General features: G+C 67.7%; 11 protein-coding genes. 9 read left to right on the top strand and 2 right to left on the bottom strand.

Features of this window, described 5'->3' with window-relative positions; translation table 11 throughout:
- Window positions 1–80: 80 nt before the first annotated feature.
- Entirely contained in the window at window positions 81–1,421 is a 1,341-nt protein-coding gene (gene tssK, locus OOT46_RS23245) for a type VI secretion system baseplate subunit TssK (RefSeq protein WP_265406008.1), read from the bottom strand.
- A gap of 80 nt (window positions 1,422–1,501) precedes the next feature.
- Window positions 1,502–1,978 (bottom strand): type VI secretion system lipoprotein TssJ, encoded by a 477-nt coding sequence (tssJ, locus tag OOT46_RS23250; protein ID WP_265406009.1) that lies wholly within the window; start codon window positions 1,976–1,978, stop codon window positions 1,502–1,504.
- Between the two features lie 322 nt (window positions 1,979–2,300).
- Between tssJ and tssA the strand changes: the two genes are divergently transcribed.
- The 9 genes from tssA (at window position 2,301) to tssG (ending at window position 11,221) form a co-directional block, all read left to right on the top strand.
- Window positions 2,301–3,317 carry a type VI secretion system protein TssA gene (gene tssA, locus OOT46_RS23255; RefSeq protein WP_265406010.1) on the top strand — a complete coding sequence of 339 codons (1,017 nt, stop codon included), beginning with the start codon at window positions 2,301–2,303 and terminating at the stop codon, window positions 3,315–3,317.
- A gap of 119 nt (window positions 3,318–3,436) precedes the next feature.
- Window positions 3,437–3,949 (top strand): type VI secretion system contractile sheath small subunit, encoded by a 513-nt coding sequence (gene tssB / locus OOT46_RS23260; protein ID WP_265406011.1) that lies wholly within the window; start codon window positions 3,437–3,439, stop codon window positions 3,947–3,949.
- A 44-nt stretch (window positions 3,950–3,993) separates the two neighbouring features.
- Window positions 3,994–5,487, top strand: coding sequence for a type VI secretion system contractile sheath large subunit (tssC, locus tag OOT46_RS23265; RefSeq protein ID WP_265406012.1), 1,494 nt, complete (start codon window positions 3,994–3,996; stop codon window positions 5,485–5,487).
- Between the two features lie 94 nt (window positions 5,488–5,581).
- Window positions 5,582–6,064, top strand: coding sequence for an Hcp family type VI secretion system effector (locus OOT46_RS23270; protein ID WP_265406013.1), 483 nt, complete (start codon window positions 5,582–5,584; stop codon window positions 6,062–6,064).
- A gap of 156 nt (window positions 6,065–6,220) precedes the next feature.
- On the top strand, window positions 6,221–6,703 hold the full coding sequence (locus OOT46_RS23275) for an Hcp family type VI secretion system effector (protein ID WP_265406014.1): 483 nt from the start codon (window positions 6,221–6,223) through the stop codon (window positions 6,701–6,703).
- Between the two features lies 1 nt (window position 6,704).
- On the top strand, window positions 6,705–7,541 hold the full coding sequence (locus OOT46_RS23280; RefSeq protein ID WP_265406015.1) for a type VI secretion system accessory protein TagJ: 837 nt from the start codon (window positions 6,705–6,707) through the stop codon (window positions 7,539–7,541).
- A gap of 3 nt (window positions 7,542–7,544) precedes the next feature.
- Window positions 7,545–8,051 (top strand): type VI secretion system baseplate subunit TssE, encoded by a 507-nt coding sequence (tssE, locus tag OOT46_RS23285; RefSeq protein WP_265406016.1) that lies wholly within the window; start codon window positions 7,545–7,547, stop codon window positions 8,049–8,051.
- Between the two features lie 99 nt (window positions 8,052–8,150).
- On the top strand, window positions 8,151–10,025 hold the full coding sequence (gene tssF / locus OOT46_RS23290) for a type VI secretion system baseplate subunit TssF (protein WP_265406017.1): 1,875 nt from the start codon (window positions 8,151–8,153) through the stop codon (window positions 10,023–10,025).
- On the top strand, window positions 10,022–11,221 hold the full coding sequence (gene tssG / locus OOT46_RS23295) for a type VI secretion system baseplate subunit TssG (protein ID WP_265406018.1): 1,200 nt from the start codon (window positions 10,022–10,024) through the stop codon (window positions 11,219–11,221). Before tssF ends, tssG begins: the two co-directional genes overlap by 4 nt.
- Window positions 11,222–11,242: the final 21 nt, after the last annotated feature.

The raw sequence follows: 11,242 nt of genomic DNA on the forward strand, positions 1-11,242 counted from the left end.
CACCTTAAAGTCAGGCGGCGGTCAGGCGGCGTGGAAGGCGGGGGCGGGGCGGAAGCCGCGGGGAAACACGGCGCCCGGCCTCAGCGCTCCCGGATGGCCCAGAACTCGAGCTGCAGCCCGGGGAACTCGCCGGCGATGTGCATCGCCATCGCGCCGGACTTCTTCAGCTGCTCCCACAGGTCGCCATGGCGCTCCAGCTCGAAGTAGTGGAAGCCGGCGTGGTAGGGCAGCTCGCGCGGCGCCACCGCCAGCCCGCGCAGCGTGATGCCGGGCAGCTGCAGGTTGACCAGGTCGCGGATCTTGTCCACCGGCCCGAGCTTGACCTGCGAGGGGAAGCGGGTGCGCAGCTGCTCGCCGGGCACCTGGGCGTTGACCGCCAGCACGAAGTTGGCGCTTTTCATCAGCTCCAGGTCGGCGATGGAGGCCGTGCGCACGCCGTACTTGCGGTCCACCAGGTCGATCGCGATGGCGCGCTGCTCCAGCACCGTGCCCAGCAGCGCTCGCAGCTCGGCCACCACGGCGCCGAAGCTGCGCTCCAGGTCTTCGTGCAGGTAGTCGGGCATCTGGCGCGGCCGGCGTGTCGGGTTGCCGAAGATGGCCAGGTCACCGGCGGCTTCCAGGCAGGTGCGGTAGAGCAGCTCCGGGTGCACCAGGTAAAGCTTCGAAAGGTGAGTGAACAGAGGCTCGTAACGGTTGACGGTCTGCAGCATCAGGAAGTCGGCGATCTCGGCGACCCCGCCCGCACCGGGTTTGCCCATGCGCGCGGCCAGTGCTTCACCGCGCTGCGCCATCAGGGCTTGCACCTCGCGGGCATAGCCGGCCAGACGGGCGTGGCCGGCCACCGCCAGCATCGGCGGGATGTAGCCGCGGTCCACCAGCAGCTGGTTGTCGGCCTTGCGCTCGACGATGCGCACCACGCCGACCGACTGGTAGGCCTCGGTCGCGTCGCGCTGCAGCATCAGGCGCGCGTGCAGATCGCCGACCTGGATGTCGGCGGTGTTGTCGAAGCCGGCCGAGGCGTCCTGCACCTGTACGTCGCGGGCGATGTAGCGCAGCAGCGCCGCGTCGTCCTCGTCCTCCATGCCTGCTTCCTGGGCGGTGGGGCGGCGCGACGGCACGGCCAGCACGACCACCTGGTCTTTGATGTCGACGGGGAAGTCGAAGGCCGCGGGCAGGGGGTCGAGCGCCGGCGCGTCGATCGGGGTGCCGTCCGGCAGCACGCCGCGCACCTTGAGCAGCTGCACCCGGCCCAGCATCAGGCTGGCGTCGTCGAGCTCGTACTCGACCCAGCCCCAGCGGTAGGCGGCGGTGGTGGACAGGCGCTGGTCGACCCAGCGCTCGATGTGGCGGTCTTGCTGTTGAAAGTGCTGCGGCTGGAGGAACATGCCCTCCGTCCACACCACGCGGCGAAAGCTCGACATGAATCCGCTTCCCTCGGGACGTGTGACTGAAAAATCGGCTCGCGGCACCGGCCCGGCCCGTGCCGCCTCGATCTGCTGACTTATTTGCGCGCGACCGACAGGTCGACGGCGCGCGGGCCGGCGGTGATACGCACGACCTGCTTTTTGCCCAGGTTCAGGCCGCCCACGGCGCGCCAGCGGGCGTTTTCGAGATCGCGGTAGGCGACCAGCACGGCGACAAAACGGGTGTCGGGCTTGGCGATGCGCTTGAGCGACAGGTTCTGCCCCGGCTGCAGCACGAACTCATCGCGGGTATTGAGATCGGCCGCCAGGGTCTCGCGGTCCTTGTCAAACAGCGAGAAGAAGTCGGCCGACTCGAAAGCCGCCGGGGTCTTCAGTTCATACACCCGGACCATCACCGGCGAGGGCCGGTTGCGGGTGTCGGGGTTGACGTCGGCCGTGCCGACGAGCTGAATCTCGACCTGTGTGGGCTTCGGCGTGCTCGAGCAGCCCCACAGCAGGGCGGCCAGACCGACCACGAAGAGACGTTTCAGCAGGTCGGGAAGGAGTCGGCTCATTGGATATTCCGTTGCAAACATCGATCGAAGTGAGGGCGCTCGGGCCTTTCGCGTAAGGACATGCGCGGCCCGCGCCCTGAGTCGCCGCACGATTATGGGTCGCGTCGGACACGGAAGAAAGCATCCTGCCCGTGGACCACCAAGAACTAGGGGGCCGGGCCCGGGCGAGCGGCAAAGGGGTCGCGGGGGGCAAAAACCGGCCCTCGGACTCCCCTACCTTACGATCCCCTAACCCTTGGGGTAGCGCCTGCACCGGGGCGATCCTAGACTGCCGGCAATTCAAACGAAATGGCGCAGATTGTGTGCCGCTGAGGTGTCTTCCGTGATCGATCTCGATGTTTTGCTGGCCCCTGTCTCCGAGTCCTCGCCCTGCGGCGATGACCTGGAGTACGACGCCCAGTTCATGGCGTTGGAGCAGGCGGCGCGCGGCAAGGCCGAGCAGCAGTTCGGCGACACCGTGGTCGCGGCGGAGGAGCCCGACTGGGGCGAGGTGATCGATACGGCCACCGCGCTGCTGCTGCGCACCAAGGATCTGCGCATCGCAACCTACCTTGCGCGCGGCCTGGCCCGCACCGGCGGCCCGGCGGGCCTGGGCCGCGGCCTGGAGCTGCTGCACGGATTGTGCGAGCGCTACTGGGACCAGCTGTATCCCCAGCTCGACGCCGACGACGGTTTCGATCCCATCATGCGCATGAACGCACTGGCGCCGCTGGCTCATCCCGAGGCGGGCCTGCGCGAGCTGCGTGAAGGCCCCTGCGTGCGCACCCGTGGCGGCGCGATCAGCGTCAAGCAGATCGAGTACGCGCTTGCACTCGTCGAGCCGCCGGCCGGACAAGCGCTGCCCTCGGAGCAGGAGATCCTGTCGGCCTTTCGCGAGGCGGCCGCGGCCGACGCCGGTTTCGTGGAGGGCATGCGCCGCGCCAGCGTGCAGGCCAATGCCTTGCAGACCTGGCTGAACGAAAAGATCGGCTCCGACCAGGCGGTGGACCTGCGCCCGCTGCGCCTGATCCTCAATGCGGTGACGAAGATGGTCGACCAGGTCGCGGCGCCTGCCGAGGCCGCCGCGGACGCCGCGGGCGAGGTGCCGGCAGGCGAGGGTGCCGGCGCCGGCTCCCCCGTCCGTGTTGCGGTGCCGGGCGAGATGCGCAGCCGTGAGGACGTGCTGCGCATGCTGGACAAGGCGATCGAGTTCCTGGAGCGCAACGAGCCCACCAACCCGGCCCCCTTGCTGCTGCGGCGTGCGCAGCGCTTGATGACGATGAACTTCCTGGAGATCATCGAGGACATGACGCCCGACGGCGCCAGCACCGTGCGCAACCTGGCGGGCATTCGCGAATGACCTGGATGGCCCGCAGCGCCCCGGTGCCGAGCCCGAGCGTCTACGTCTTGTATTCATTGTGATGTCACGGACCGCAGCGCCTGCACGCACGGTCCCGCTTTCTACCCTAGGAGAACCCCATGGCCACCAGCAGCCAGAAATTCATTGCCAGGAATCGTGCGCCCCGCGTGCAGATCGAGTACGACGTGGAGCTGTACGGGGCCGAGAAGAAGGTCCAGCTGCCTTTTGTCATGGGGGTGTTGTCGGACCTGTCTGGCAAGCCGGCCGATCCGTTGGCGCCGGTGGCTGACCGCAAGTTCCTCGACATCGACGTCGACAACTTCGATTCGCGCATGAAGTCGATGAAGCCGCGGGTGGCCTTCCAGGTGCCCAACACGCTGACCGGCGAAGGCAACATCAGCGTCGACATCACCTTCGACAGCATGGATGACTTCTCGCCGGCCGCGGTCGCGAAGAAGGTCGACGCGCTGAACAAGCTGCTCGAAGCTCGCCAGCAGCTGGCCAACCTGGTCACCTACATGGACGGCAAGACCGGCGCCGAGGAGCTGATCGCCAAGGTCCTGCAGGACCCGGCGCTGCTGCAGTCGCTGGCTGCCAACCAGAAGCCGGCCGAAGAAGGCGGTGCGGCCTGAGGTCGCTCGACTGAAGTCGCTCGAACCACTCAGGAGTTCTATTCATGGCTGACACACAACAACAGCAGACCCAGCTCGAAGGCGTCACCTTCGAAGGCAACGAACTCGGCGCGCTGCTCCAGCGCGAGTTCAAGCCCAAGACCGACGAGGCCAAATCCGCCGTCGAGACCGCCGTCCAGACCCTGGCGCAGCAGGCGCTGTCGCAGACCAAGCTGATCGGCTCGGACGTCGTCAAGTCCATCGAGGCGATGATCGCTGCGATCGACAAGAAGCTGTCGGACCAGATCAACCTGATCCTGCACCACAACGACTTCCAGAAGCTCGAAGGCGCCTGGCGCGGTCTCCACTACCTCGTCAACAACACCGAAACCGACGAGCAGCTCAAGATCCGCGTGATGAACATCACGAAAAGCGAGTTGGGCAAGACCCTCAAGCGCTACAAGGGCACGGCCTGGGACCAGAGCCCGATCTTCAAGCGTGTCTACGAGGAAGAGTACGGCCAGTTCGGCGGCGAGCCCTTCGGCTGCATGGTGGGCGACTACCATTTCGACCACAGCCCGCCCGACGTCGAGCTGCTGGGCGAGATGGCCAAGGTCTGCGCCGCCGCGCACATGCCCTTCATCGCCGGCGCTTCGCCGACCACGATGCAGATGGAGACCTGGCAGGAGCTGGCCAACCCGCGCGACCTGACCAAGATCTTCACGACGCCCGAGTACGCGGCCTGGCGCTCGCTGCGCGAGTCCGACGACTCCCGCTATATCGGCCTGGCGATGCCGCGTTTCCTGTCGCGCCTGCCCTACGGTGCGCGCACCAACCCGGTGGAAGAGTTCGACTTCGAGGAAGACACCGGCGCGGCCGACCACCACAAGTACACCTGGGCCAATGCCGCCTACGCGATGGCGACCAACATCAACCGCTCCTTCAAGGAGTTCGGCTGGTGCTCGCGCATCCGCGGCATCGAGTCGGGCGGCGCGGTCGAGGGCCTGCCGGCCCACACCTTCCCGACCGACGACGGCGGCGTGGACATGAAGTGCCCGACCGAGATCGCGATCTCCGACCGCCGCGAGGCCGAACTCGCCAAGAACGGCTTCATGCCGCTGGTGCACCGCAAGAACAGCGACTTCGCTGCCTTCATCGGTGCCCAGTCGCTGCAGAAGCCGACCGAGTACGACGATCCGGACGCCACCGCGAACGCCAACCTGGCGGCGCGCCTGCCGTATCTGTTCGCGACCTGCCGCTTCGCGCACTACCTGAAGTGCATCGTGCGCGACAAGATCGGCTCGTTCAAGGAGCGCGACGACATGCAGGTGTGGCTCCAGAACTGGATCACCCAGTACGTGGACGGCGACCCCGCCCACTCGTCCGAACAGACCAAGGCGCGCAAGCCGCTGGCCGCCGCCGAGGTTGTCGTGGAGGAAGTCGAGGGCAACCCCGGCTACTACACCTCCAAATTCTTCCTGCGACCGCACTACCAGCTCGAAGGCTTGACCGTCTCCTTGCGGTTGGTATCCAAGCTGCCGTCAGTCAAGGGGGCTTAAGCCGCACGTCGGCTTACTGAAGCGTTGACCCGAAAGGGTCAGCAAAAGAAGACGCAGTACTTTCCATCACTGTCATTGCAAATAGGAGCGCGACATGGCTGTAGATATGTTTCTGAAGATCGACGACGTCAAGGGCGAGTCGGTAGATTCGAAGCACAAGGGCACGATCGACGTGCTGGCCTGGAGCTGGGGCATGTCCCAGTCCGGCACCACCCATCTGGGCGGTGGCGGCGGCTCGGGCAAGGTCTCGGTGCAGGACATTTCCCTGACCAAGTACGTCGACAAGTCCTCGCCGACCCTGATGCTGGCCTGCTGCAACGGCAAGCACTACAAGGAAGCCGTGCTGACCGTGCGCAAGGCCGGCGAGAAGCCGCTCGAGTACATCAAGATCACGATGAAGGAAGTCCTCATCTCCAACCTGAGCACCGGCGGCTCGGGGGGGGAGGACCGCCTGACCGAAAACGTGACCCTGAACTTCGCCGAGTTCAAGATCGAGTACGCCCCGCAGAAGCCGGACGGTACCGGCGAAGCGGTGGTCGAAGCGGCCTGGAACATCGCCGAGAACGTCAAGGTCTAAAGGCCTGCGTTCAGAATGCAGGCCCCCCGGGGCCTGCCTTTTCCATTCTGGCCCTCTCCAGGGTGCGCATCGTGCAGGAGCGCATCGCGGCGAGGTCCGGACCCAGCCCTTTGCGGGCCGAGCCTGTCGCTCGGACCCCTCTAACGAAAGCGAGCCATGTCTCACGGCGACATGTTTCTCAAGGTCAACGGCAGCCGCTCCGGCGGTATCAAGGGAGAGGCCAACGACCAGGCGCATCGTGACGAGATCGACCTGCTCGGCTGGTCCTGGGGCATGCGGTCGGCCAGCGCGATGGGCGGCGGCGGCACCCAGGTCAAGACGACGGTGGAATCGCTGCACGTCACCAAGGAGGTCGACATGGCCTCCACCGCGCTGATGTCCGTGATGCGCAACAACGAGCTGCTGACCAAGGTGGTGCTGACGGTGCGCAAGGCCGGCGGCCTGCCGATCGACTACTTCATCGTGACCCTGGAGAACGCGCGCATCACCTCCTACGACGTCACCACGATGAGTGGCGCCAACGACATCCTGCTCGAAAAGCTGACCTTCTCGTTCCAGAAGATCACGGCCGAATACGCCGGTCAGGACGACCGGGGCATGAAAAAGGGCAGCATGAACTTCACGGCGGAGGTCAACTGAGATGGCCGCCACCCGATCCGAAGAACTGCTGAAGGCCGGCGACCCGCAGGCTGCCCTCAAGGCCCTGCAGGACGAAGTGCGCGCCGCCCCGGCCGACGCCAAGAAGCGCGTGTTCCTGTTCCAGCTGCTGTGCGTGCTGGGCCAGTGGGAGCGTGCGCTCAACCAGCTCAATGTCGCTGCCGAGCTCGACCCCTCGGCGCTGGCGATGGCCCAGACTTACCGCGAGGCCATCAAGTGCGAGCTGCTGCGCGCCCAGGTCTTCGAAGGCCGCAAGGTGCCCATGCTGTTCGGCGAGCCCGAGCCCTGGATCGCGCTGCTGATCGAGGCGCTGCTGCGTGAAGGGCAGGGCCAGCCGGCCGACGCCCGCGCGCTGCGCGACCAGGCTTTCGAGCAGGCGCCGGCCGGCTCCGGCAAGACCGGCGAGACGCCGTTCGCCTGGATCGCCGATGCCGACATGCGGCTCGGCCCGGTGCTCGAGGTCATCATCAACGGCAAGTACTACTGGGTGCCCTTCGCGCGCTTGGCGCGGCTCGAGATCGAAGCGCCCGCCGACCTGCGCGACGCAGTCTGGATGCCGGCGCAGCTGCAGTTCGAGAACGGCGGCGAAACCGTCGGCCTGATTCCCACGCGTTATCCCGGCAGCGAAAAGAGCGCCGACGGGCTGCTCGCGCTGGCGCGCAAGACCGAGTGGCAGGAGCCGGCGCCCGGCTTTTATGTCGGCCTGGGCCAGCGCGTGCTGGCCACCGACGGCGGCGACCTGTCGCTGATGGACCTGCGGGGCATCGAGTGGGACGCCGCACCGGCGGAGCCGGCAGCAGAAAGCGCCGAAGGCGGGTGACCGGTGGCCGAGCTGACCCCCCAGGAACGCCTGCAGCCGGCCCTGCTGGACCGGCTGACCGACGACGACCCCTCGAAAACCGTCGAGCCTCGCGAACTGCGCGTGCTGAGCAAGTCGCGCCTGCGCGAGGCGGTGTTGCGCGACCTGGCCTGGCTGTTCAACTCGACCCGCATGTCCGGCCACACCGACTGGCAGAGCCTGCCGCATGCCGAGCGCTCGGTGGTCAACTTCGGCCTGCCGGCGCTGTCCGGGGAGACCGCCTCGACCCTGGACATCGTCAACCTGGAGGCCGACGTCAAGCGCGCCATCCTGGACTTCGAGCCCCGCATCATGGCTGCCAGCCTCAAGGTGGAAGCCCTGGTATCGGAACTGCAGATGGACCATCACAATGTCGTGAGCCTGCGCATCTCGGGCCACCTGTGGGCCCAGCCGGTGCCTTTCGAGCTGCTGCTGCGCACCGAGGTCGACCTGGAGACCGGCCAGGTCGAGATCCAGGAGCTGACGCGCTGAGCTCGCGCGGCCCCGAGATGGTCCGGCCCGCCCTCGCTTTCCCCACCCCGGCCGCCCGCGCCCCACGACCGGGTCGCCCGCAGTCTTAGACAGAGTCACATGGATCCCCGGCTGCTTCGCTACTACAACCAGGAACTGCAGCATCTGCGCGAGATGGGCGCGGAGTTCGCGCAGCAGTTCCCGAAGATCGCCGGCCGCCTCGGCATGGACGGCATCGAGGTCGCCGACCCCTATGTCGAGCGCCTCCTCGAAGGTTTCGCCTTCCTCGCCTCGCGCGTGCAGCTCAAGATCGACTCCGAGTTCCCGCGCTTTACCCAGCGGCTGCTGGAGATCGTCTACCCCAACTACCTGGCGCCCACGCCCGCGATGGTGATGGCGCAGTTCCGCCCCGACCTCAACGACGGCAACCTGGCGCGCGGCTTCACGATTGCCCGCGGCAGCTCGATGCGCAGCCTGCTCGGCAAGGGCGACGAGACGCCCTGCCAGTTCCGCATTGCGAGCGACGTCACGCTGTGGCCGATCGAGATCGCCTCGGCCTCCTATTTTTCCTACGCTCCCGACCTGCCGCTCAACCAGCTGGCGGTCGGCCGGCGTGTCAAGGGTGGGGTGCGCCTGAAGCTGCGCTGTACCGCCGGGCTCAACTTCAACCAGATCGCGCTCGACACGCTGAGGGTGCACCTCTCCGGCGGCGACGAGATCGCCTACAAGCTCTACGAGGCCATCCTCGGCGGCACCCTCGGTGCCATGGTGGTGCCGACCGCCCGGCCGGTGCCCTGGCACCAGGCGCTGCCGGCCAGCGCCGTGACGCCGGCCGGCTTCGACGACAGCGAGGCGCTGCTGCCGGTCGGCCTGCGCAACTTCCAGGGCTACCGGCTGCTGCAGGAGTACTTCACCTTTCCGCAGCGTTTCCTGATGTTCGACATCGGCTCGCTGGCGCCCGCCTTGTCGCGCCACAGCGGCAACGAGATCGAGGTCGTGCTGCTGCTCGACCGCAGCGACGCGAGCCTGGAGAACGTGGTCGACGCGGGCAACTTCTCGCTCTACTGCTCGCCGGCCATCAATCTGTTCGAGCGCCGCTGCGACCGCATCCACATCACCGACAACAACCACGACTACCACGTGGTGCCGGACCGCACCCGGCCGATGGACTTCGAGGTCTACGACGTCAGCTCGGTGACGGGTTACGGGGTCGGCGCGGACAGCGAGCACCGCTTTCTGCCTTTCTACGCCGCCTTCCATGCCAAGGACGGCGCCCACCACGCCTACTACAGCCTGCAGCGCGAGCCGCGCCTGCTGTCCACCGAGCAGAAGCGCCGCGGCGCGCGTTCGAGCTATGTCGGCAGCGAGGTCTACCTCTCGCTGGTCGACCCCCGCGAGGCGCCTTTCGCCGAGGACCTGCGCCAGCTGGCCGTCACGGCGCTGTGCACCAACCGCGACCTGCCGCTGCACATGCCGCTGGGCATCGGCAAGACCGACTTCGTGCTCGACATGGCGGCACCGGTCGAGGCGGTGCGGGCCATCAAGGGACCGTCGCGCCCGCATTCGGCGATCCGCGAAGGCGCGGCGAGCTGGAAGTTCGTCAACCAGCTTTCGCTGAACTACCTGTCGCTGCTCGACACCGACGCACGCGAAGGCGCCGCGGCGCTGCGCGACCTGCTGTCGCTCTACGCGCAAAGCGGCGACGCGAGCCTGCTCAAGCAGATCGACGGGCTGCGTTCGGTCAGCACCAAACCCACCGTGCGGCGCTTCCCGGTGCCCGGGCCCATCACCTTCGGGCGCGGCATCGAGATCGGCCTGGAGGTCGACGAGTTCGCCTTCCAGGGTGCCAGTGCCTTCCTGTTCGGCTCGGTGCTGGCGACCTTCTTCAGCCGTTATGTCTCGATCAACGCCTTCACCGAAACCGTGCTGCGCTCGACCAGCCGCGGCCAGCTGATGCGCTGGGTGCCGAGATGCGGAAGCCGGGCGATCCTGTGAGCCAGACGCCGACCTCCGCAGAGACCGGCGCAGCACCTGCGGCACCGCTCGCCAGTCCCGCGGGCCCGGGCGCCCCGGCCCGCAAGGGACCGCCGGCGCTGCTGTGGCAGCGCCTGGAGGCCGAGCCCTGGCGGCACGACTTCTACTGGGCGATGCGGCGCATCGAGTGTCACTACACCGACCGCCCGCGCCTGGGCCTGGGGCTGCGGCCGGTGGACGAGCCGGTGCGCCTGGGGCAGGAGCCGGCACTCGATTTCGCGCCGGCCTCGCTGTCGGGCTTCAAGCCCGGTGACGGCGGCCGGCCGCCGCGCATGGAGGTGCGCTTTTTCGGGCTGTTCGGCCCCAACGGGCCGCTGCCGCTGCACCTGACCGACTACGCGCGCGAGCGCCTGCTGCACCACGGCGATCGCAGCTTCGCGCGTTTTGCCGACGTCTTCCACCACCGCCTGCTGCTGCTGTTCTACCGGGCCTGGGCGCAGGCCCAGCCGACCGTGTCGCTGGACCGGCCGCGCGACGACCGCTTCGCCAGCTATGTCGGCTCGCTGTTCGGCATCGGCAGCGCGCCGCTGCAGCATCGCGATGCGCTGCCCGACAACGCCAAGCTGCACTTTGCCGGCCTGCTGGTGCGCCAGGTGCGCAATGCCGAAGGGCTGCAGGCCTTCCTGCAGGGCTACTTCGGCCTGCCGACCCGCGTCGAGCAGTTCGTCGGCCACTGGATGAACCTGCCGCAGGACCAGCGCACCCGGCTGCATCGCGAACCGTCCGAGAGCAAGCAACTGGGCGTGGGCGCCGTGGTGGGCCGGCGTGTCTGGGACCGCCAGCACAAGTTCCGCATCCACCTGGGCCCGCTGACGATGGCGCAGTACCTGCACTTCCTGCCCGGCGGCGAGGGGCTGGAGCCGCTGGTCGCGGCAGTGCGCCAGTACATCGGCTTCGAGCTGGACTGGGACGTGCGCCTGATCCTGCGTGCCGACGAGGTGCCGCGCGGCCGGCTCGGCATGCATTCCCGGCTGGGCTGGACCACCTGGGGCGGCCCCCGGCGCAACGCCGGCGATGCCGAGCCGCTGACCATCCACCCCGAGCAGGTGCGCAGCCGGCGCCGGCGGGCCGCCGAGGGAGCGGCAGCCGCAGGGGCGCCCACCGCGGCATCCGACACCAACACCAACACCGACACCACCCGAGCGATGTTCGCTTGAGGCCTACGAATTGAAGGAGAG

Source organism: Aquabacterium sp. A7-Y, from assembly GCF_026153205.1.
Taxonomy (GTDB): Bacteria; Pseudomonadota; Gammaproteobacteria; order Burkholderiales; family Burkholderiaceae_C; genus Caldimonas.